We start from the raw sequence: 23,433 nt of genomic DNA on the forward strand, positions 1-23,433 counted from the left end.
TCCGATCCGGCTCTGATTCGGCACCGACGACAACGCCCGACGTCACCATCGTTCATGGTGCCGCCGGGCGTTGTCATGTCCGGTGTTGCGCGCCGGTGCACTGCGCTACCGCAGCTTCACCGCCAACACGGTGTCGACCGGATCGGGCAGGACCGGATCGGCTCCCAGATCGGCGAATACGATATCCGGGTAGTCGCTGTGGGTCCAGCTCGTGGAGATCGGCACCTCCGCCCCACTGGCCAGGTAGCGGATCGAATCGATCTGCTCCTTGCGCACTCCGATCAGGGGCAGTGCGCCGATGCTGTTCTCGTAGACGTGGAAGTAGAGCGTCTTGGTTTCGGCGTTCGCGGTGATGCGGCCGTATTCGGGCTTCGGCAGGTCGCTGCGCCCGCAACCGTAGATGCTGTCATGGTTCTCGTCCATCCATGCGCCGATCTGGCTGAGAATCTCCACGGATTGCTTCGGGAACCGGCCGCGGGCGTCCGGACCGACGTTGAGCAGCATATTCCCGCCCTTGGAGACGCATTCCACCAGTTTGCGGATGAGCATCGGCGCGGGCTTGAACGCATGGTCGTCGGCCGTGTAGCCCCAGCTGCCGTTCATCGTCACGCACGCCTCCCATGCCAGGTCGTTGCCGTGGACGTCCTGGATGCCGTTCGGCGGAATCATCTGCTCGGGGCTAACGAAATCGCCATGGTACGGCGTCGGCTCGCCAGCCGCCAGCGACCCGTATCCCTCGCCGCTGACCTCCAGACGGTTGTCCACGATGACGTCGGGCTGCAGCGAACGTACCATGTGCATCAGCTCGGTGCCCCGCCAGGCCTCGCCGCGCAGGTTGTCGTAGGAGAAGTCGAACCAGAGCACGTCGATCTTGCCGTAGTTCGTGCACAGCTCCCTGACCTGCGCGTGCATGTAGTCCAGATACCGGTCGAAGTCGCGGCCCTCGTCGCTTACGGACTCGTTGTTGCGATCGGGATGGTTGGCGTCGTGCCGATGCGGATAGTCGGGATGATGCCAGTCCAGCAGCGAGTAATACAAGCCCACGCGCAGCCCTTCGGCCCGGACCGCGTCCACGAATTCGCGCACGATATCCCGCCCGAACGGCGTGTTGGTCGATTTCCAGTCCGTGTACTGCGAGTCGAACAGGCAGAAGCCGTCATGGTGCTTGGCGGTCAGCACCACGTACTGCATACCCGCCTCCTTGGCGGCGCGGGCCCAACGGCGGGCGTCGAAATCCACCGGATTGAACTCCTCGAAGTACCGGCGGTACGGTTCCTCGGGCATCTGCTCCACGCTGCGGATCCATTCGCCACGCGCCGGAATCGCGTACAGTCCCCAATGCAGGAACATGCCGAATCGGGCGTGTCGGTACCAGGTCACGCGACGCTCGTAGGCGTCCCTGTCGAAAACGAACAACGTAATGCTCCTCCTGTGCGGTTGATGATCGGAATGGTCACATGGTATCGAAATCGGGCGGAGGCACGCGAGCGCCCTCTCATGCCGGGACCTGACTGCGGCGCACCTCGTCGGCCAACGCCCACACCACATCGGTCACATGTCGCAGTTCGGACTCGCGGCTGGACTCCCGCCACGCGTCCGCCATCGCCTCGCCCCACTCCTCCAGGCGGTATGCGGTCTCCTCCGCGGACGGCGCGCATCCCTCGCCGTCCGTGTCGCCGCCGATGCCATGCATGCGCAGCAGATGCCAACCGGCCCAATTCATGGCGGCAACGCCCTCGATGGCCAGCATCGCAGAACCGCCGAACCGCACACGGTCACCCCTCATCCCGCCCAGCAGACGGCCCAGCCGCTCCCGGACCGACATCAGCTCCGCGTCGCGCACCCCGGCATCGCCGACGCGCGCCGCGAACGCCTTCAACAACCGCCCGCGCTCCTGACGTACGTCCGCCGCATCGGCAACGCGCTCCGCCGGGCCGGATCCGACGCACGCATCGCAGAACGCGGCCACGTCCCCGTTCAGCACCGGCCGATGGTCGGCATGGTCATACACGTGCATATCCAATTCCAGATACCGCACGGCGTCATCCCAGCCGAAGGTCGTGCATGCCGAGGCCTGCCGCAACGCTTCCACGAATCCGCCCTCCACGCCGTATTCCAGCCGGTCGATCGCGCGATCGACGGCCGCCTGGCCGCAGTCCCCTCCCCCGTTCCAGCCGCACTGCGCCCCGTAGCACAGGCCCGGCAGACTCATCACCGGATCGTTGACATGCCCGTAGTCGCCCCAGTCGGTCACGAGGATGCCTTCGGCGCGGTGCGCCGCACCGTACGCGGCCATGCGGGAGATGTTGGCCCACGCCGTGTCGATGCGCGGCAGCAGCGCGTTCCAGCAGTGCACCGCGGGGCACACATACTGCGCGGCACCGGTCGAGGCCACCAGGGCGGTGCGCGACTCGTCCACGTCGGGCTCGTACTGCCAGTTCAGCAGGACGGCCTTGTCGCGCAGCCGTTCCAACGCCTCCGGATGGCCGACCGCGATGTCGGCCCACATCATCGGCTGCAGGCCGCGCTCCTCCAGATACGAGCACAGCTCGGTCAGGTATCCGGCGTACAGCGTGCCGACGCCCACAGCGCGGGCCTGCGCCGCCGAGCGGCCCTTGCCCAGGTCGAAGGTCTCGTCGGCGCAGATGTTGAACCTCCGCGACCGGAACAGCGGCGCGTACTGGTCGATCAGGCGTTTCGCCAACGCCAGCGACTCGTCCATCAGCGGATTGAGCGTATGATGCTCCATCCGTTCGATGAGGCTGAACGGACGCCCCGCCTGTTCCGGGAATTCGCCGAGCCCCGCGTAGCGGTCCGTGCGCAGCGCCATGTACTGATGCCCGAAGGTGGAGATGGACGGCACCAGTTCGATGCCGGCCTTCGCGCAGTATTCGTCCAGTTCGAGGATGTCGTCGGCGTCGAGCGCGCCCGTGCCACGCCAGGCCTGGCTCAACCCGTCGAAGCGGAACGTGTGCTCCACGTACAGCTGCAGTTGGTTGTACTTGTGCAGCTCCAGGACATCGACCAGGGCCTTCAGCGATGCGGGCGTGGGCACCCGCCCGCGGGTCACGTCCAGATAGTATCCGCGCACCGGCAGCACGGGGGCGTCCTCGATGTGCACCACGGGGACGGCCGGCCCCGCGTAGCGCACCAGCTGGCGGAACGTCTGCACGCCGTACCGCAGGCCATCCGCATCCCCGCCCACGATGACCACCGAGGCGGAGCCATCGGCCCGCCGGCCGACATCCAGACGGTAGGATTGGGCGGCCATCGCGGCATCGACGTCCAGCCGGATGGCGCACTCCCCGACATCGCCCCGGCCCGCGCGCCAACGCAGACCGGCGCACGCTTCGAGATCCCGCCGGATCAGCCGCATCAGGCGGCCCGATGCGTCGCAGGCCGCCGCGGCCGCCCCCTCCCCGATGCACCCGATCGCCGCCAGCACCGCGATGGAGCCGTCCGCCCGCAACAGACGCGGCGTCGGAATCAGCGGGATATCGGCACGGTTCGTTACAGAGGTCATGGATGCTCCGATCAGCGGTTCGCCGTCATCGCCGACGGCTGTGTTCTGGACTGCTCCCGAGTTTACCGCCCATCGGCGTGTTAACTTCGTTAATCAACGATACTATTATTCATTAACAAAGTTTACATATATGCGAAGGAGCATCATGCCATACCAGACCGTGCCGGACTCCGTCCGCCGTTTCATGGACCGCATCACCGAGCTGTGCGGCACCGAACACGCCGACTGGGCCGAGAACTTCAACGCCGCGTTCGCCAACACGCTCACCACCACCGTGCACCGCCACGCCGACGGCACGACCTTCCTGCTGACCGGCGACATCCCCGCCATGTGGCTGCGCGACTCCACCGCCCAGGTGCGCCCGTACCTGCCGATCGCCGCCGAGGACGACGACCTGGCCGACATGATCGAGGGCCTGGTGCGCCTGCAGTTCCGCTACATCGGCATCGACCCGTACGCCAACGCCTTCAACGAGGAGCCGAACGGCGCCACTTGGGATCCGGACGACCGCTCCGACTTCTCCAGCCCGTGGCTGTGGGAGCGCAAGTACGAGCTCGACTCGTTGTGCTACCCGATCCAGCTGGCATGGCTGCTGTACGTCAACACCGGTCGCGTCTCACAGTTCGACGACACATTCATCTCCGGCATGCGGCGCGTCCTCGACGTGCTGGAGACCGAGCAGGACCACGCCCGCTCGCCGTACTTCTTCATCCGCGACTGCGACATCCCCACCGAAAGCCTGGACGACGACGGCAGGGGCACGCCCGTGGCCCCCACGGGGATGACCTGGTCGGGGTTCCGCCCCAGCGACGACGCCTGCACCTACCACTATCTGGTGCCCGCCAACATGTTCGCCGCGGTCGTCATGGGCTATGCGGAACGCATCTTCACCGAGATCGTCGACGACGCCGCCTTGGCCGCCCGTGCGCGTGCGCTGCGCGAATCGATCGACGCGGGTCTGCGCTCCCACGGCACGATGACCAACGTCGCCGGCGAGACGATCTGGGCGTACGAGGTCGACGGGCTCGGGCATGCGCTGCTGATGGACGACAGCAACGTGCCCAGCCTGATGGCCGCGCCCTACCTGGGGTACTGCGCGGCGGACGACCCGCTCTACCTCAGCACCCGCCGCGCTACGTCTGGCCGATCGCCCTGTCCATCCAGGGGCTCACTTCGCCCGACAAGGCCGAGAAGGCCGCGATCCTGGACAACCTGGTGGCCATCGACGCGGGCACGCATCTGATGCACGATGGCGTGTGCGTGGACGATCCGACGCAGTATACGCGCGAATGGTTCTCCTGGTCGAACATGATGTTCTGCGAGCTGGTGATGGACTACTTCGACATCAGGGTCAGGCACTGAGGGCGTCAAGGCGGACGGGTCGGGCGGCCCGCACATCCGCCCCGATACGGGACGAGGGTGGCAACGGACGACGATTCGTCCGCGGCCACCCTCGTTCCGTTGGATGGGGTATCCGGCTGCGTTGCGATCCGCTCAGCCCTGCGCCAGCAGCGCGTGCAGCTGTTCGCGGTGCGCCCGCTGCTCGCGCGGATCCGGCACCGGCAGGGAGGCCAGCAGCTTGCGGGTGTACGGATCCTGCGGATGCTGCATGATGTCCTCGGTGTCGCCGTGCTCCACGATCCGGCCCTTGTGCATCACCATCACCCGATCGGCCAGCATATCCACCACGGCCAGATCGTGGGTGATGAACAGGCAGGCGAAGCCGATCTCGGCCTGCAGGCGCTTGAACAGCTCCAGCACCTTGGCCTGCACGGACACGTCCAGGGCGGAGGTGGGCTCGTCGGCGATCAGCAGCGAGGGCTTCAACGCCAAGGCCCGCGCCAGCGAGGCGCGCTGACGCTGGCCGCCGGACAGCTCATGCGGGAAACGGTTCATATACACGCGCGGCAGCTGCACCATCTCCAGCAGATCGCCTACGTACTCACGGGCCTCCGCCACGTCACGGTATTTGCCGTGCACGATCAGCGGCTCGGCCACGTTCTGCGCGATGGTCATCAGCGGGTTGAACGAGCTGCCCGGATCCTGGAACACGAAGCCGATGTCGGCGCGCTTGGGCTTGAAGTCGCGTTCCTTGACGCCGTTCATCTCCACGCCCAGCACCTTGAGCGAGCCGCCGGAGACCTTCTGCAGGCCGGCGATCGCACGACCGGTGGTGGACTTGCCGGAGCCGGACTCGCCGACCAGGCCGAGCACCTCGGAGCGGCGGATCGTGAAGTCGATGCCGTCCACGGCCACGAAATCGGGCTGCATGAGGTGGCCCGGATACGTGATCGTCAGTCCCTTGGCCTCGACGGCGATCGGCTGGTCGCGCCAGTCGTCCTCGCGCTCGATGGCGCGGCCGTCCAGATCGCGCACGACCAGCTGCTGGCCGATGCGCGGCACCGAGGCGAGCAGCCGCTTGGTGTAGTCGTGGTTCGGATGATAAAAGACCTGTTCCACGTCGCCCTGCTCCACCACATGCCCGCGGTACATCACCACCACCTGGTCGGCCAGGTCGGCGATGACGCCCATGTTGTGGGTGATGATCAGCACGCTGGCGCCGAACTCGTCCTTGGCCAGGCGCAGCAGATCCAGGATCTCGGCCTGCACGGTCACATCCAGTGCGGTGGTCGGCTCGTCGGCCAGGATCAGGCCGGGGTTGAGCACCAGCGCCATCGCGATGACGATGCGCTGCTTCTGGCCGCCCGAGAACTGGTGCGGATAGTAGTCCACGCGGGTTTCCGCGTCGGGGATGCCGACCTTCTTCAGGATGTCGATGGCCTTGGCGCGCAGCTGCTTCTTGTCCTTCATGCCGTGCGCGCGCAGGCCCTCCTCGATCTGCCAGCCGATGGTGTACACCGGGTTGAGCACCGAGTTCGGCTCCTGGAAGACCATGGCCGCCTCGCTGCCGCGCATGCGCTGCAGGTCCTCGCCGCTCAGGGAGAGCACGTCGAGTTCGCCGGTGCCGTCTCGCTTGGAGAGCATCACGGCGCCGGAGGTGGTGGCGGTTTCGGGCAGCAGCTTGATGATCGAGCGTGCGGTCACCGACTTGCCGGAGCCGGATTCGCCGACCACGCCGACCACGGTGCCGCGCGGGATCGTGAAGCTCACGCCGTCCACGGCCTTGATGGATCCGGCGTCGGTGATGAAGGAGACGCTCAGATCCTTGATCTCGGCGAGATTCGTGGACGGGGATGCGCTGGATGCGTTCGGCTCACTCATGGTCCGGTTCCTTTCCGTCGGCGTCCGCCGCGCCCGGCGCGGCGGACATCAGGCTCATCGCGTATTCGTTGTCGGCGCTCGGCTCGACGTTCGGCTCCACCGACGTGTCCTCGATCGAGCCGATGACCTCGCCGGCGGACTTGCGGGCGCGCAGACGCGGGTCGGCCAGATCGTTGAGCGATTCGCCCACCAGCGTGATGCCCAGCACGATCAGCACGATCGCCAGGCCGGGGAATACGGCGGTCCACCAGATGCCGGCGGTCACGTCCGCCACCGAACGGTTCAGGTCGTAGCCCCATTCGGCGGCCGCGGTGGGCTCGATGCCGAACCCGAGGAAGCCCAGGCCGGCCAGGGTCAGGATGGCCTCCGACGAATTGAGCGTCAGGATCACCGGCAGCGTACGCGTGGAGTTGCGCAGCAGGTGCACGGTCATGATGCGCCAGGTGGAGGCGCCGACCACCTTGGCCGATTCCACGTAGGCCGAGTTCTTGATGCGCATGACCTCGGCGCGGATGGTGCGGAAGTACTGCGGGATGTAGACCACGGTGATCGATACGCCGGAGGCGAGGATGCCGCCCCACAGGCTGGACTGGCCGCCGGAGATCATGATGGCCATGAGGATGGCCAGCAGCAGCGAGGGGAACGAGTAAATCGCGTCGGCGATCACCACCAGCACGCGGTCGACCCAGCCGCCGAAGTAGCCGGAGACCAGGCCGAGGAACACGCCGATGAAGATCGAGAGCACCACCGCCACGATGATGGCGATGACCGCGGTGCGTGCGCCCCACACGGTGCGGCTGAACACGTCGAAGCCGCCGACGGTGGTGCCCCAGATATGCTCGGCGCTGGGCGGCGCCTGCGTGGGGAAGGCCACGCCGTCGTCGCCACGGATCTGCGAATACCCGTAAGGGGCGATCACCGGCGCGAAGATCGCGACGAGGATGAAGAAGGCGGTGATGACCAGACCGGTGATCAGCATGGCCTTCTGCCAGCCGACCGCGATCTTGAGGTCGCGCACGATCGGCAGGCGGGAGAACACGGACGGCTTCTTGCTGACCTCAAGGTTGGCCAACCGGTTGTCGCCGGGGACGGTGACCTTGGTTGCGGTGCTTTCACCCATGTCAGTACCTCACTCTCGGATCGATGAGCGCGCTGATCACGTCGACGATGAAGTTGGCCACCGAAACGATGATCGCAATCAGGATGACGATGCCCTGCACGGCCACGAAGTCGCGGGCCTTCAGATAGTTGGACAGCATGAATCCCAGGCCCTTCCACTCGAAGGTGGTCTCCGTGAGCACGGCGCCGGCCAGCATGACGGCGATCTGCATGCCCATGACGGTGATGATCGGGATCAGGGCCGGGCGCCAGGCGTGCTTGGACAACAGCCGCTTCTCGCTGACGCCGCGGGAGCGGGCGGCCTCCACGTATCCGGAGTTGTAGGTGGAGATGACGTTCGTGCGCACCAGGCGGATGAACACGCCGGCGGTGAGCAGGCCCAGCGCCAGCGCCGGCAGCACGGCGTGCCGGAGCACGTCGGCCAGCACGGTCATGTCGCCGAGCTGCAGGGCGTCGATGATGTAGAAGCCGGTGGGTTGGACCAGGCGGTCGAACTGCGCCATGCTGCTCAGGTCGGCGCGACCGGACGAGGGCAGCCATCCCAGCCATACGGCGAAGATCAGCTTGAGCATCAGTCCCAAGAAGAACACCGGCGTGGCGTAGCACAGGATCGCGAAGGTGCGGATGCCCGCGTCGGCCAGACGGTCGCGGTGGTGCGCGGCGATGCGGCCGAACGCGATGCCGACGACCATGGCCACGATCAGCGCGAGGATCGCCAGTTCGAAGGTGGCGGCGCCGTACCGGGTCAGGATGGAGATCACCGGCTGGTTGTCGGTGACGGTGGTGCCCAGGTCGCCGTGCAGCAGGTCGCCCAGATAGTCGACGTACTGCACGATGAGCGGACGGTCGTAGCCGGCCTCATGGATGCGCCGCTGCAGCTCCTCTGGGCTGAGGCGTCCGCCCTGCGCCGCGGTGATCGGATCGCCGGTGGCGCGCATGACGAAGAAGACGACGGTGACCAGGATGAACACCGTGGGGATGATAAGCAGGAAACGGGTGATGACGAAGCGGAAGAACCCTCCCGACAGCCTGTTTTTCTTGGCTTTCGTCGGGCGCGTGGACGCGCTCTGCGTCGGGGGCTCCGCCGTTGCGTCCTGGGTGCTGGTTTGGGACACGCGAAAACTCCTTGGGGGAGGATGGCGGAATACGGTTGAGTGTCCGGCATCAGCGATGTCGGACGTATGATGGTAAGGCCGTCGGACCCGTCAAGAATAGGAGACACGGGTCCGACGGCGTTTTTGGAGGATGATGGCATCCTCCTTCAGGCGACCTCAGGACTTGGTCACCGAGGCGTAACGGAAGCGGAACGACGCGTCGAGCACGACACCGTCGATGTTGTTGCGGGTCACCGCTACCTGGGCGCCCTGCAGCAGCGGGATGGTCGGCAGTTCGTCGGTGACGATGTCCTGGATCTGGCCGAGCATCTCCATGCGCTTGTCGTGGTCCTGCTCACCGGCCTGGTTGGTGATGAGCGTGTTGACCTCTTCGTTCGAGTAGCCGTTCATCACGAAGTTGCCGTCGCGGAAGAACGGGGACAGGTAGTTGTCCGGATCCGAGTAGTCCGGGAACCAGCCGAGCTGGTAGGCCGGGTAGGAGCCGTCGGACTCGTCGGTGACGAGGCGCTGCTCGCTGTACTGGGTCCATTCGGTCTGCTGCAGGTCGACGGTGAACAGGCCGTCCGCCTCCAGCTGCGACTTGATGGCCGCGTACTCGTCGGCGGAGCTGGAGCCGTAGTGGTCGCCGTTGTACTGCAGGTTCAGGGTCACCGGGGTCTCGACGCCGGCGTCGGCCAGGATCTGCGCGGCCTGCTCGGCGTCCGGGCCGCCGTTGCCGTCGCCGTAGGCGGCCTTCAGCGTGTCCTCATGGCCTTCCAGACCATCCGGGATGTAGGAGTACATCGGCGTGTAGGTGCCCTTGTACACGCGGTCGGACAGCTCCTCGCGGTCAATCAGCGCGGCCACGGCCTGGCGCACGGCCTTGGCCTTGGCGGGGTCGGCATCCGGCTGGGACTCGCCGAACGGCTGGATCTTGAAGTTGAAGGACAGGAAGCGCTCCTCGCCGCCCGGCCCCTCGACGACCTTGAGGTCGTCATTGCCGGAGAGGTCCTCGATGTCGGTGGCGGTCAGCGAACGGAACGCCACATCCACGGTGCCCTGTTCGATGGCCATCTTCAGGTTGGAGGCGTCGGCGAAGTACTGCACCTGCACGGTCTCGTTCTGCGCGGGGGTCAGGCCCTCGTAGTCCTCGTTCGCGGCGTAGGCCACGTTCTCGTTGAGCGTGAACGAGGTCAGCTTGTACGGGCCGGCGAAGGCGTCGCCATCGACGATCGTGTCCGCATCGGTCAGGGCGTCGGCGCTGAACACGTCCTCGTCGACGATCGGGCCCGCGGGGCTGGAGAGCACCTGCTTGAGCGTCACGTCGAACGGCACGGCCGCGTTGAACACCACGGTGGTGTCATCCGGGGTCTCGACAGACTCGATGTTGGCCAGCAGCGACACCGGGCCGTTCGGGTCGTCGATCGTCTTGATGCGGTCGAACGAGAACTTGACGTCCGAGGAGGTCAGGTCGTTGCCGTTGGCGAACTTCAGGCCTTCCTTGATCTTGACGGTGAACTGGGAGCCGTCCTCGTTCCAGGTGCCGTCGTCGGCGGCGATGTCCGGGCTCAGCTCGGAGGTGTTGTAGTCCTGGGCGTACAGGAACGGGAACACGTTGATCTGCACGGCGTAGGAGCCGTTGTCGTACGATCCCGCGGGATCGAGGCTGACGATCTTGTCCGTGGTGCCGATGGTGATGGTGCTGCTGTCGGCGGCCGGTGCGGCCTCATCCTTCACGCCGCAGGCCGCGAGCGATGCCACTGCGGCCACGGAGGCGATGACGGCGGTGATCTTCTTGCGATTCACGTTTGAATCCTCTCTCTGTCAACATTCGGACCCGCCTGCATTCCACATTCGCTTTTGGCATCGCGCTCGGCGGGCGTCCAAGTCACGACCGTAGACGCGGCATGTTACGAAATCGCCCTGCCCATGGCCCGTCCTGCCCCACGAACCACGTCGCCCAATCCCCGTTTTTCCTTGGAATGACGCCGTTTTCTGACGTATCACAGGTCGTAACAAAAAATCCGTATAGTGAGACGCCATAGGCTGTCATCTCACTATACGGACTTTTGTCGCCTCGTCCGAGGCACGCCCGGTTACTTGAGCTTGCGGCCCGCGCACCAGACCTCACCGACCGCCCAGGTCTCGGGATCGGTCAGGAGCAGGTCGGCGGCATACCCGGGAGCCAGCAGACCCAGCGGCGCACCGGTAACCGGATTCGGACGGTCGTATCCGAACGTCCTGGCCGGGGTCAGCGTGGCGGCCTCGACGGCGTCGACCGGCGAGATGCCGAGCACGGTGACCGCGCGGCGCACGGCGACCTCCAGTAGCAGCGTCGACCCGGCAATCGCGCCGTTGGAGACCAGTCGGGCGTGCCCGTCCACCACGTTCACATCCAACGCACCCAGCTTGTACGGGCCGTCCGGGCAGTCGGTGGCGGCCATCGCATCGGTGATGAACGCCGTGCGGTGCGGCGCGAAGCCGAACCCGAGCCGGACCATCGGATCCTGGACGTGGAAGCCGTCGTTGATGATCTCGATGGTGACGCGGGGGTCCTCCACCGCCGCCGGGATCGGGCCCGGCTCACGGTGGTGCAGGCCGTTCATCGCGTTGAACATATGCGTGATGATGCCCGCGCCGGCGTCGAAACCGCGCTTGGCCATGTCATAGTCGGCGTCGCAGTGGCCGACCGCGGGCACGACGCCCGCGGCCGCGAACCGCCCGATGGCGTCAATGCCATGCGGCAGCTCGGGCGCGATGGTGATCTGGCGCAGGCTGCCGTCGGCGGCGTCCAGCAGCTGCTCCACCAGCTCCGGCACCGGATCCTTCAGGCACTCCGGGTCATGGGCGCCCTTGCGGGCGAGCGCCAGGAACGGCCCCTCCAGATGCGAGCCCAGCACATCCGGACGGCGGTCCATCGCGGCGCGCACGTTGCGCAGGTTCTCGCACATCACGTCGATCGGGTTGGTGATCAGCGAGCACACCTGCCGCGTCGTGCCGTGCACGGCGTGGCCGGCCCGGGCGATGTCGATGCCGTCCGGGCCGTCGTCGAAGGACCGCTCCCACGAGCCGTGCGCGTGGATGTCCACGTACCCCGGGGTCAGCAGATGGCCGGCGGCGTCGATGATCCGCGTATCATCGGCCGGATCGATGGCGATGGAGCGGCAGGCGTGTTCGAACTCCTCCTCGTCGGTGCCGGTGGCCGTGATGACCCCGTCGGCCGAGGTCAGCCAGAAATGCTCCCGTACGCCGCGGGCGTCGATCTTCCGCGCGCCGCGGATGGCGATGCAGGAGGGGGCCCCGGTGATGGCCGAGGTGACCCGCTTGACGGTTTCCATCCTGTTGGAATCCATGATCACTCCTTCGCAGTCTTGGGACTTGGGGCGGGGCTCAGATGCCCTGCCAGGCCGGCTTATGGGCGTAGGCGTACTCGTAGTAGTCCTTGTGGCTCAGCTTGCTGGCCGCCGCCTCATCCACGATGATCGTGGCATGCGGGTGCATCTGCAGCGCCGAGGCCGGGCAGAACGCGGAGATGCCGCCTTCGCAGGTCTGGCGGATCGCCTCGGCCTTGCCCTCGCCGAAGGCCAGCAGCACCAGGTGACGGGCGCGCATGATGGTGCCGATGCCCTGGGTGATGCAATGGGTGGGCACCTGGTTGATGTCGTCGTCGAAGAAGCGGGCGTTGTCCGCGCGCGTCTGCTCGACGAGGGTTTTGACACGCGTGCCCGAGGCCAGCGAGGAGCCCGGCTCGTTGAACCCGACATGGCCGTCGGTGCCGATGCCCAGGATCTGCACGTCGATGCCGCCTGCGGCCTCGATCGCCGCGTCATAGGCCGCACCGGCGCCGGCGATGCGTTCGCCGTCCTCCAGCGGGCAGCCGTTCAGCGCGTCGCCGGGCACATGCACCTTGGCCGGGTCGAGGCCCAGCGGCGCGGTGACCGTGCGGTTGATGGTGGAGTGGTACGACTCCGGATGATCCAGCGGCAGACCCAGGTATTCGTCGAGGGCGAAGCCCTAGACCTGGCTGACGTCGATGCCCTCGGCGTCGATGACCTTGGCCAGCGCCTGATAGGCGGCCAGCGGGCTGGAACCGGTGGCCAGGCCCAGCACGGCGTTCGGCTTGGACTTGATGAGGTCGGCGACGCAACGAGCGTAGATCTCGCCAGCTTCGGCTTCGTTCTTAACAATGATGATTTCCGGCATGATATCTACTTTCTTCAGGGTGAGCGACGTAACTGTGCAGTTAAATCGTTAACTTCCTTGTCATAAATAATCCTAGCGCGTCGTCTCCCCAAAAACGCCGTCCGCCACCCCCTCTATGCCAACGGCCGCCTCCCATGGCTTGGTGCACACGGAAGGCGGCCGTCATGACGGAAACGACGACTGCGAATCAGTCGCGCGGGGCGGCGAGCGCGGCGCCGATCGCACCGATCGGCTGCTCGACCGGCGCCAGGCGCAGACGCTCGGGCAGATGCAGCGACGTGATGAAATGGCTGGTCTCCTCGCGGCGGCGCATCTCCTCGACGATCATGTCCAGCAGCGGGCGGCCGGTCTTGGCCATGCCGCCGCCCAGCACGATCAGCTTCGGGTCATACGCCTGGCCGACCACCTGGATGGTGTCCGCCAGGCCGTGCTGCACGATGCCGTACACCTCCATGGCGCGGGGCTCGCCGGCCTTGGCCTTCTCAATCAGGTCCGGCAGCGGCGGCTGGCCCGGCCACAGCTTGGCCACCGAGCCGCCCGAGGTGACGGTCTCCAGGCAGCCGCGCTGGCCGCAGTTGCACAGGAACTTGTTCGGGTCGACCGGGATGTGTCCGATCTCGCCGTAGGAGCCGCTGTACCCGCGTTCCACATGGCCGTCGCGCACCACGCCGGCGGCCAGGCCGGTGCCGAAGTTCAGGAACACCACGGTATCGCCGGCGGAGACCTGGTCATCGATCAGGGCCACGGCACCCAGCGCGGCCGCATTGACATCGTTTTCAACCTGCACCGGGATCCCCAGCGCCTTGCTGGCCTCGCGGCCCAGCTCCAGCTTGACGATGTCAAGGTTGACGATGTCGCGCACCACGCCGGTCACCGAATCGACCTGTCCGGGCAGGCCCACGCCGACGGCCACCGGCTCTCCGCCGAGCCTGCGGGTGATGCCGATGACGTCGTCGAGCACGTTCTGCGCACCCGGCCGGGCGGGGATGCGGCAGGTGTTGAGCACGGTGTTGCGTTCATCGACCAGCACGGCCTCGATCTTGGTGCCACCGATATCGATGCCAACGTATTCATTCATGCGGGTTTCCTCTCCTGACGGTGTTTCCTTCGCTTTCCTCCGACCACAGGCGTGCGGCACATCATCGCCCGCACAACACCTGCGTCACTAGGCAGATTACCACCCGAACCGCCCGCGCCCCGTCACGGTACCAGCGGCGTCGTACAGTACTGCCGTATCCATCCCGCCGTCACAAGGACACACCCATGCGCGAGAACCTCCTGTCCCCCGCACTGCACGACTACGCCGACAACCGGTATCGCGACCGCAAGGCGTCACTGGGCGGCCTGACGATCCCCGCCGACACGCTTATCGGCAGGCTCGACGGCGACCGACGCGCCCTGATGCATCTGCTCGTCGGCACCCTGCCGACCACCGATATCCTCGAATGCGAGCCGGCGACGCTGCTGGACTACGTGGACCACGCCCTGGAGCTGCGCCGGAGCCGCGCATGGACCGCGGCACTGCCGGAGGACGTCTTCATCCACTACGTGTTCTGGCCGCGGGTCAACAACGAGCGTCTCGAACCGTGCCGCAGCCGCATCGCAGGCGAGCTGGACGCACGGGTTACGCCGCTTGACATGGAATGCGCCGCGATCGAGACCAATTACTGGTGCGCCGAGCATGTGACCTACGCCCCCTCCGACATCCGCACGATCGGCCCGGTCGGCGCGCTGAACCGCGGCACGGGCCGCTGCGGAGAGGAATCCACGCTGCTGGTGAGCGCCTTGCGAGCCGTCGGCATCCCGGCGCGTCAGGTGTACACCCCGCGCTGGGCGCATTGCGACGACAACCACGCCTGGGTTGAGGCGATGGTCGACGGCGTCTGGCGGTTCATGGGGGCCTGCGAGCCCGAGGAGCGTCTGGACCGCGGATGGTTCGACTGCGCGGCGGCCCGCGCGATGCTGATTCACGCCCGCGTGTTCTGCGACTACACGACCGGATCGGTCGATGTTGCGCCGTCGGCCGGCAGGCAGGGCGCCGCGATACTGCAGAACCTCACGGCCTCCTACGCGCCGACCACCCGACTGGCCGTCACGGTGACCGACACCGACGGCGCCCCCGTGCCCGGTGCCGACGTGCGCTTCGAACTGCTCAATATGGCCGAATTCGCGCCGATCGCCCAACTGGCCGCCGACGAGGACGGCCGTGCCGCCATCGAGCTCGGGCTCGGCACCGTGCTGGTGCACGCCTCGACGCCGGATGGGTTCGGCGAGGCGCTGGTCGACACCGCATCCACCACCGCGGTGACCGTGACGCTGGATGCCGGACGCCGAGACGACGATGCGTGGACGCCGCTGGCGGTGTCCGCGCCCGCCGCCGGCGGGTCCCGCGCCGCGGCGCTGACGCCGGAGCAGAAGGCCGTGGGCGCGGACAGGGCGCGGCATGCGGAGACCATGCGCGTCGAACGCCTTGAGTCATTCGCCCGGCAGTCGGCCACCGGCGACGCCGACACCGATGCGATCCTCCGTCTGGCCGGCGGCAACTGGCCGGTTATCGCCCGTTTCCTGGAGGCGGGGAGCGAACCCGACCGGATGCTGCTGTTGCAGGCGCTCTCCGACAAGGATCTGGCCGACGTCCACGCCGAGACGCTCGACGACGCGCTGGCCGCGGCCGCGGCGATCCGGGACCATACGATGCGGATGCTGGCCGATCTCGACGAACGCACCCGCACGGATCTGTGGCGTGACACCGTGCTCAATCCGCGCGTGGACGGCGAGGAGCTCGCCGGCGACCACCGCGCGCTGCAGCAGCGGTTCGGCGCCGACCGCATCGCGCTGTTCCGTTCCGATCCGCGGACACTGTGGCAGGAGATGCTGCGCGGCGTGCGCGACGCCGAGGACGACGAGCCCTACACCGGCACGGCGGCGCTGCTGTCCCGCGGATACGGCGACGGCCCGCACCGCGGCATCGCGTTCGTCACCGTCTGCCGCTGCCTGGGCATCCCGGCGCGCCTGAATCCCGAAACCCGCAGCCCGCAGTATTTCGACGGCGCGCGGTTCGTCGACGTTCAGGCCCGCGAAAGCGACCGGCTGGTCGCCTGCACGCTCACGGCCCCCGGACGGGACGACACCCCCCGCTACGGCGTGGACTGGACCATCGGCCGGCTGCAGCGCACCCCGTACGGCATGGATTTCTCCACCATCGACCTGGGCGACGTCCCGTGGACGGACGGCGCGACCCATATCCGCCTAGAGCCGGGCACGTATCGCGTCATCACCACCACGCGTCTGCCCAACGGCAGCCAGCTGGCCGCCTCGCGGACGCTCCGGGTGGCGGATGGGGACCGCACCATCGCCTTGGACTGGCGCCGGCCGGCGCAGTCCGACCTGCTGGCGCATCTGCCGCTGGAGGACCTGCCGCTCATCGCCGACGACGGGACCGACACCCCCTTGAGCGAGGTCCTGCACGGCCGGCGCGGCGTGGTGTTCATCCTCGACGCCCACGGTTCCGAACCGAGCATCCACGTGCTGGACGAATTGCGCGAGTCGCTGGCGGAACGCCCCGACCCCGATGCCGAGCCCGTCATCGCCCTCTGCCCGCATGATACGCCCGTCAGCGCCCCGATCACGGCCATGCTCGACCGTCTGCCCCGGCGGTTCCGGCTCTGGCGGTGCGCCGAGCCGACGGCGGCCCGCCTGGCGCGCATCACCTTCGTGGATCCGGACAAGTCGCCGGTCATCGTGGCCATCCGCCCCGGCCGGGCACAGGACGACCCCCTGACCGGCATCTACGCGTGCAGCGGGTACAACGTGGGCTCCGTGGAGCTCGCCCTGAGGCTCAATCGCGTATGATCACGGGCGACCGTCTACAATGGAGAACCAATACAATGAAGTATCCACGGTAACGGCCAACCGTTCCCCAGCACACTTAGAAGGAACGCTATGAATCCTTCCACCCCGCCCGTCGCCTTCCTCGCGCCGGGACATACGTCCAAAGCGGACCCGTCCGACGTACGGCGGAACAACCGTGCGCTGATCTTCGGGCTGCTGTTCCCCGCCACCGAGCTCTCCCGCGCGCAGATCGGGAGGCGAACGGGGCTCTCCCGCGTGGCGGTGTCCGACGTGGTCGGATCGATGCTGGACGAAGGACTGATCAGGGAGGGCGGGCTGGCCCACAACCCCGGCAAGGGCAAACGCGGCACGCTGCTCGGGATCGACACCCAGCGGCTCCACATCGTCAGCATCGACCTGTCGCAGTCGCGGTTCATCCAGGGTGCGGTCACCGATCTGCTGGGCACGATACTGTACCGGTCCGAACTGGCGCTGGGCGCCGAGGACACCATCGCCATCGACGACATCGAGCAGTTGGCGGCCCAGCTCATGGACCACACCGACCATGTCATCGGCATCGGCGTGGCCGCCCCCGGCGTCATCGTGGACGGCACGGTGCGGCGCTCCACCGCCCTGGGCTGGCATGACGTCGATCTGCGCACGCCGCTGGAGCAGCGGTTCGCCGTGCCGGTCAGCGTGGACAACGATTCGACCAGCGGCATGCTCGCCGAGCGGTTCTTCGGCCAGGGCGGCCCCAATCTCATGTTCGTCTGGTTCCGCCGCGGCATCGGCACCTCGGTGCTCATCGACGATGTGCCGGTGGTCGGCGAGAACCACGCCGGCGGCGAGATCGGCCACATCTCCATCGACCCGGAGGGCCCGCCCTGCCCGTGCGGCAAACGCGGGTGCCTCGAACGGCTGATCTCCTCCCAGGTGCTTGAGGCGCGGATGCGCGACCATCCCGAGTCGCGCCAGACCATCCTCGAACAGGCCGGCGTCCACCTGGCCAATGCCCTGGCCATGCCGGCCGGCATGCTCGACATCACCGACATCTGCGTGTATGGGCCGCCGGATATCGTCAACTCCGATTTCATCAACGCCGCGCAACGCTATCTGGACCAGACCACGGCATCGTCATTCCACGCCCAGACGCGCATCCGACGGTGCGAGATCGGCAGCGACATCGCGATCCGCGGCGAATCGACCGCCGTGCTGCGCGACTATCTGGCGCGGTGACGGCCGCTCAGCGGTGATACGGCGGGGCGTGGCGCCGACGACACGTCACCGTGCGGCGAGCACCGCGGCGCGCACGATGGCACGGTCGGTCCGCTCCACGGGGTTCTGGCCACCGCCACCGGGACCGCCCGATGCGGCGACCAGCGTCTTGCCGGACAGGTGGATGGCGTCCACCCCCGCCGCACGAATCGCGCCGATGCTTTCGGGCGTCACCCCGCCGCCGGCCTGGATCTCGATGCGTCCGGCGGCGTGCCTCACCAGATCGCGCAGCCGGTCAAGGCCTTCGGGCACCGTCGGAGCCCCGCCCGAGGTGAGCACACGCGTATAGCCCAGTTCGATCAGCACGTCCAGCGCGGCGAACTGGTCGGGCACCATGTCGAACGCACGGTGGAAGGTCACCTGCACGTCGCGGTTGCAGCGGCGGCCCTCGTCTCGGGCGCATTCGATCAGGGCGGCGGCGAAGGGCACATCGATGGTGTTGTCCTCATTGAGCCCGCCGACCACCACGCCGCTCGCGCCGGCGAGGATGGCGGAGCGCACGTCGCCCAACTGCACCATCCGTTCCGTCTTGCCGAACACGAACGAGCCGGAACGCGGGCGCACCAGCACCTGCACGCCGCGCGGCAGACCCACGTGCGAGCACGCCTGGATCAGCGCGAAACTCGGCGTCAGACCACCGGTGGCGCCCAATGCCACACACAGCTCGATGCGGTCGGCCCCTTCCTCCAGGGCGATCCTCGCGCCTTCGACATCCTGTACGGCGATTTCCACGGTCACGGGCATCTCCTTTGATTCTCCTGCCTTGCCACGCCACCACGGTACCATCTCCGCGCCGGGCACCACGCCGTGTCACGGATCCCCGACGGGCGGCAGCGGCCTTGGCCGTCGGCGACACGCTGTAAAACGATTGACATATACATTAACCATGTTAATATATAAACAATCGTTGGAAGTCAAAGACGGACCGACAACCGCACCCAAGGAGGCGTCGATGCCCACGTCCACAACCGTCGCATCGCAGGCGACCGTGTCCGAGTCGAACCGCTCGCGCATCCTCCAGCACCTGTACTACCACGGCATCTGCTCGCGGGCGCAGATCGCCAAGGCCCTGGGACTGACGCCCGCCGCCATCACCAAGATCACCGCACGCCTCATCGAGGCCGGCATCATCGAGGAGACCGGGGACATGGAGGGACGGCTGAACCGTCGCTCCATCGGCCTGAACCTGGACCCCACGCGGTTCCACGTCATCGGCGTCAAATTCGCACGCAGCCTGGTGGAGATCGGCGTCTTCGACCTGAGCGGCACCGCGCTGTCCATCGAGGACCTGCCCACGGTCAGCGAGGACACCATCCCGCAGACCATCGCCGACATCCACACCAAGGTCGGCGCGCTGCTCGACGCCGACCCGGCCATCATCGCCATCGGCATGGCCGTCCCCGGACCGTACCTGCGCGAGGCGGGGTACACCACCGTCGTCTCCTCCATGCAGGGATGGCGCACCATCAACTTCCTCGACGAATTCGACACGGCCTTCCGCGTACCGGTGTTCGTCGAGCAGGACGCCCGCGCCGGCGTGCTGGCCCAGCACCTGTTCTCCGACGACGGCCACTGCAACAACCTCGCCTACTACCTGCTCGGCGAAGGCGTCGGGCTCGGGGTCATCGACCACGGCAACCTCATCAACGGCGCCCAGGGCACGGCCACCGAACTCGGCCACACCAGCGTGGACGTCAACGGCCTGCCCTGCGACTGCGGCAACGTCGGATGCCTGGAACGCTACTGCTCCGCCAACGCCATCCACGAGCGCATCAACGCCGCCGGCATCATCGCGGACAGCCCATTGATGACCCACCGGCAGGCATGCAACGCCCTGTTCGGGCTCGTGTGCGACGGCGACCGGCAGGCCACGGCCATCCTCGACGAGGCAAGCCGCTACATCGCCTACGGATGCGTGACGATCTGCAACATGTTCAACCCGGAGCGCATCATCCTCGGCGACATCGTCTCCGGAGCCGGGCAACGGCTGCTCGACATCGTGCGCGACATCACCAGCCGCCGCGTCAGCGCCGAAGTCATCGAGGCCACGGACATCCGCCTGTCGCAACTGCCCGCCGACGCCACCGTCGCCGGCGCGGCGGCCGTGGCCATCACCCAGTTCCTCACCACCCCGTCGAGATTCTTCGACATCTCCTGACGGCAGGCGGTCCCTGACGTCAATCGACAACCCAACATATCAACCAAGGAAAGGAATCACCATGACCAAACCCACCGTGCTCTCCCTCGGCGAACTGCTGTGGGACATGCTCCCCACCGGCAAGCGCGCCGGCGGCGCCCCGGTCAACTTCATCTACCACGCCTCCATGAACGGCGCCGAGGGCGTGGCCATCAGCGCCGTGGGCGAGGACGAGCTCGGCGACGAGCTGCTGGCCGCCACCCAGGCCGCCGGCATCAACTCGATGATCCAGCGCAACGCCTGGCCGACCGGCACCGTGGACGTGGCGCTCAAGAACGGCATCCCCGAGTACACAATCGTGAAGAACGTGGCCTGGGACCACATCCTGTACACTCGCCAGCTCATCGAGGTCGTCGAAAGCGCCGACGCGATCTGCTTCGGCACGCTGGGCCTGCGCTCCCCCGAATCGCATGACACCATCATCGAACTGCTCAAGCACGCCAAGCCCGGCACGATGAAGTTCTTCGACATCAACCTGCGCGGCGACCACTATTCCAAGGAGCTGATCGAGGAACTGCTCGGATACGCCACCGTGTTCAAGATCAACGACGACGAACTGTTCCTCCTGCGCGACATGTTCGACATCCGCGGCACCTCCGACGACGAGGCCTGCCGTTGGTTCATCAACGAATACGGCCTCGACTACATCATCCTGACCGGCGGCGCCGCCTTCAGCACCGTCATGTCGAAGACGGGCAAGAGCTCCACGATCTCCACGCCGCGGGTCGAGGTGGCCGACACCGTGGGCGCAGGCGACTCGTTCTCCGGCACCTTCACCGGCAAGCTGCTCAACGGCGCCACGATGGAGGAGGCGCACCGCGCGGCCGTCAACACATCCGCCTTCGTCTGCACGCAGGAAGGCGCCTGGCCCGCCTATCCCGAGGAGGGCATCCCGGACTACTGCAAGATCATCAACGGCGAGTGAGCGTTATGGCCCATATGTCACATGAGCATAGTGTTTGTGCGACATATGGGCCATTGCATGTGCCCCTCGAGGTCCTGTTGCCGCAGCACCACCAGACCGCTGCGGCAACAGGGCCGGTTCACCGGGAACGCATCGAGTTGCATTCATCGGGCAACAGGGTTATTGTGGAAAGTCCGGCCACGCGCCGGCATGGTTTGACAATTCAAAAGGGGCCGATCGGTTTCGACGATGACCTGTTCGCTGCAGGGAAGCGTGCCGAGAATGCGGGGTCCACTCGTGGATGTCCCCCGCAAAACAATAAGTGCTAAATCTAACCGCACTGAGTTCGCTCTCGCTGCCTGAGCTTCGCGCCAGGACTAATCCAGCGAGCAGCCGCTCCGTCCGTTCTTCTGCGTCTCCGGGAAGAAATCGGGCGTCGTTAAGGAGACTCGCCTCACTCGCCGAGCCGCAGGGCGTCTGAGGGACTTACACTGTGGATAGGCCTGCCACCGGTTGTCCGCGATATAGGTGGAGGCAGAACAATAGCTGAAAAGCCAGCGGACTACGCACGTAGAAGACTGTGGGTACGGTCATCGGACCGGGGTTCGATTCCCCGCGGCTCCACTTGTTCAGGGTTCCGGGCATACGCCCGGAACCCTTTTTTGTTGCCCTCACACCGTCATATCCACCACACCCGGCGTGTCTTAAGCGGTTTAGTATTAACATTGTTAACGTATTAACGCAGTTACCGTCGATGTCGACGGACGTCTGGAAGGACATCGCATATGACCGCCGCCTACGCGCCCGAAGCCTATGTCTTCGGCTCGCCGGAGAACCACGACCTGCTTGAGGCCGAAAGCAACGAACTGCTGCATTTCGGACACCGCTTCCCCGCCCCGAACGGCGGTTCCACCTGGCTGGACGATCGCGGCAACCCCGACCCCTCCCACGGCATCCAGACCTGGATCACCTGCCGCATGGCGCACGTCTACACGCTCGGCGCCATCCACGGCGAGCCAGATGCCGAGAAGCTCGTTGACAAGGCGCTCGACGGCCTGCGCGGGCCGCTGCATGATGATGTGAACGGCGGCTGGTATCCGTCCATCACCGCGGACGGCACCCCCGAGGCGGGCAAGGTCTGCTACACGCACGCCTTCGTCATCCTGGCCGCCACCTCGGCCACGCTGATCGGACGCCCGGGCGCCAAGGAACTGCTCTCCGAAGCGCTCGACACCTACAACGCGCACTTCTGGGACGAGGAGCACGGCCTGGCCGTGGACACCTGGAACACCGAGTTCACCGAGCTGGATCCGTACCGCGGCATCAACGCCAACATGCACACCGTCGAGGCGTTCCTGGCCGTGGCGGACGTGACCGGCGACGAGACCTATCGCACCCGCGCCGGCCGCATCATCGACCACGTCGTCGACTGGGCGTCGCACAACTCGTGGCGCATCCCGGAGCACTTCACCGCCGACTGGACACCGGACCTGGAGTTCAACCGCAGCAAGCCCGACGACCAGTTCAAGCCGTACGGCGCCACGCCCGGCCACGGCATCGAATGGGCCCGCCTGATCACCCAGTTCGCCACCAGCTGCAGCCGCACCGACGAGCAGAAGGCCGCGCTGATCGACGCCGCCGAACACCTGTTCGCTCGCGCGCTCGAGGACGCCTGGAACACCGACGGCACCGTGGGCCTGGCCTACACCACCGACTGGAACGGCCGCCCCGTGGTCACCGACCGCATGCACTGGACGCTCGCCGAATCCGTGAACACCTCCGCCGTGCTGGCCACCGTGACCGACAAGCAGGAGTACAAGGATTGGTACGCCACGTTCTGGCGGTACATCGACGAATACCTCATCGACCATGAGCACGGCTCCTGGTTCCACCAGCTGGACAAGGACAACCACGTCATCGGCACCGTGTGGCCCGGCAAGTCCGACCTGTACCACGCGCTGCAGTGCACGTTCATCCCGCGTCTGAATCCGGCCGTCTCCGTGGCCCCCGCCCTGAAGCAGGCCACCGAGACCCGTTAACACGTCCCTCCCTCCTTCCGAAAACA

14 protein-coding genes, 1 other RNA gene and 2 pseudogenes are annotated in these 23,433 nt (G+C 66.7%); 7 read left to right on the plus strand and 10 right to left on the minus strand.

Going from position 1 to position 23,433, the window contains the following annotated elements; translation table 11 throughout:
• Positions 1 to 105: 105 nt before the first annotated feature.
• A complete protein-coding gene (locus BIGA_RS03420) occupies positions 106 to 1,416 on the minus strand; it encodes an alpha-L-fucosidase (protein WP_193345851.1) in 1,311 nt (436 codons plus the stop codon).
• 79 nt (positions 1,417 to 1,495) lie between these two features.
• A complete protein-coding gene (locus tag BIGA_RS03425; RefSeq protein ID WP_051917056.1) occupies positions 1,496 to 3,523 on the minus strand; it encodes a beta-N-acetylhexosaminidase in 2,028 nt (675 codons plus the stop codon).
• A gap of 145 nt (positions 3,524 to 3,668) precedes the next feature.
• Here BIGA_RS03425 and BIGA_RS03430 point away from each other — a divergent pair.
• Positions 3,669 to 4,885 (plus strand): annotated as a pseudogene (locus BIGA_RS03430) (glycoside hydrolase family 125 protein).
• A 132-nt stretch (positions 4,886 to 5,017) separates the two neighbouring features.
• On the opposite strand, the gene BIGA_RS03435 reads toward BIGA_RS03430, so the two are convergent.
• The 7 genes and pseudogenes from BIGA_RS03435 to BIGA_RS03465 form a co-directional block, all read right to left on the minus strand.
• Positions 5,018 to 6,745 carry a dipeptide ABC transporter ATP-binding protein gene (locus BIGA_RS03435; protein ID WP_033507550.1) on the minus strand — a complete coding sequence of 576 codons (1,728 nt, stop codon included), beginning with the start codon at positions 6,743 to 6,745 and terminating at the stop codon, positions 5,018 to 5,020.
• Positions 6,738 to 7,865, minus strand: a complete 1,128-nt coding sequence (locus BIGA_RS03440; RefSeq protein WP_051917057.1) for an ABC transporter permease — start codon at positions 7,863 to 7,865, stop codon at positions 6,738 to 6,740. Before BIGA_RS03440 ends, BIGA_RS03435 begins: the two co-directional genes overlap by 8 nt.
• A 1-nt stretch (position 7,866) precedes the next feature.
• The gene (locus BIGA_RS03445) at positions 7,867 to 8,979 is read right to left on the minus strand and encodes an ABC transporter permease (protein ID WP_033507551.1); all 1,113 of its coding nucleotides are present in this window, start codon (positions 8,977 to 8,979) and stop codon (positions 7,867 to 7,869) included.
• A gap of 156 nt (positions 8,980 to 9,135) precedes the next feature.
• Positions 9,136 to 10,764 carry an ABC transporter substrate-binding protein gene (locus BIGA_RS03450; protein ID WP_033507552.1) on the minus strand — a complete coding sequence of 543 codons (1,629 nt, stop codon included), beginning with the start codon at positions 10,762 to 10,764 and terminating at the stop codon, positions 9,136 to 9,138.
• 290 nt (positions 10,765 to 11,054) lie between these two features.
• A complete protein-coding gene (locus BIGA_RS03455) occupies positions 11,055 to 12,311 on the minus strand; it encodes an N-acetylglucosamine-6-phosphate deacetylase (RefSeq protein WP_033507554.1) in 1,257 nt (418 codons plus the stop codon).
• A gap of 37 nt (positions 12,312 to 12,348) precedes the next feature.
• A pseudogene (nagB, locus tag BIGA_RS03460) lies at positions 12,349 to 13,161 on the minus strand (glucosamine-6-phosphate deaminase).
• 187 nt (positions 13,162 to 13,348) lie between these two features.
• The gene (locus tag BIGA_RS03465) at positions 13,349 to 14,239 is read right to left on the minus strand and encodes an ROK family protein (protein ID WP_033507556.1); all 891 of its coding nucleotides are present in this window, start codon (positions 14,237 to 14,239) and stop codon (positions 13,349 to 13,351) included.
• A gap of 185 nt (positions 14,240 to 14,424) precedes the next feature.
• On the opposite strand from BIGA_RS03465, the gene BIGA_RS03470 reads away from it, so the two are divergent.
• Both BIGA_RS03470 and BIGA_RS03475 read left to right on the plus strand, forming a co-directional pair.
• Positions 14,425 to 17,013, plus strand: coding sequence for a transglutaminase domain-containing protein (locus BIGA_RS03470; RefSeq protein WP_033507557.1), 2,589 nt, complete (start codon positions 14,425 to 14,427; stop codon positions 17,011 to 17,013).
• A 90-nt stretch (positions 17,014 to 17,103) separates the two neighbouring features.
• Complete coding sequence (locus tag BIGA_RS03475; RefSeq protein WP_033507559.1) at positions 17,104 to 18,228, plus strand: ROK family transcriptional regulator; 1,125 nt, start codon at positions 17,104 to 17,106, stop codon at positions 18,226 to 18,228.
• A 45-nt stretch (positions 18,229 to 18,273) separates the two neighbouring features.
• On the opposite strand, the gene BIGA_RS03480 is transcribed toward BIGA_RS03475, so the two are convergent.
• Positions 18,274 to 19,011, minus strand: a complete 738-nt coding sequence (locus tag BIGA_RS03480; protein ID WP_129237072.1) for a copper homeostasis protein CutC — start codon at positions 19,009 to 19,011, stop codon at positions 18,274 to 18,276.
• 208 nt (positions 19,012 to 19,219) lie between these two features.
• On the opposite strand from BIGA_RS03480, the gene BIGA_RS03485 reads away from it, so the two are divergent.
• The 4 genes from BIGA_RS03485 (at position 19,220) to BIGA_RS03495 (ending at position 23,407) form a co-directional block, all read left to right on the plus strand.
• Positions 19,220 to 20,425 carry an ROK family transcriptional regulator gene (locus tag BIGA_RS03485; protein ID WP_033507563.1) on the plus strand — a complete coding sequence of 402 codons (1,206 nt, stop codon included), beginning with the start codon at positions 19,220 to 19,222 and terminating at the stop codon, positions 20,423 to 20,425.
• 61 nt (positions 20,426 to 20,486) lie between these two features.
• Positions 20,487 to 21,389: a carbohydrate kinase family protein gene (locus BIGA_RS03490; RefSeq protein WP_033507564.1), complete on the plus strand. Its 903-nt coding sequence runs from the start codon at positions 20,487 to 20,489 to the stop codon at positions 21,387 to 21,389.
• Between the two features lie 208 nt (positions 21,390 to 21,597).
• Positions 21,598 to 21,995: a transfer-messenger RNA gene (ssrA, locus tag BIGA_RS09195) on the plus strand.
• 158 nt (positions 21,996 to 22,153) lie between these two features.
• Positions 22,154 to 23,407, plus strand: coding sequence for an AGE family epimerase/isomerase (locus BIGA_RS03495; protein ID WP_033507566.1), 1,254 nt, complete (start codon positions 22,154 to 22,156; stop codon positions 23,405 to 23,407).
• The last annotated feature ends 26 nt before the right edge of the window (positions 23,408 to 23,433 follow it).

This window comes from Bifidobacterium pullorum subsp. gallinarum, from assembly GCF_000741215.1.
GTDB lineage: Bacteria > Actinomycetota > Actinomycetes > Actinomycetales > Bifidobacteriaceae > Bifidobacterium > Bifidobacterium pullorum_B.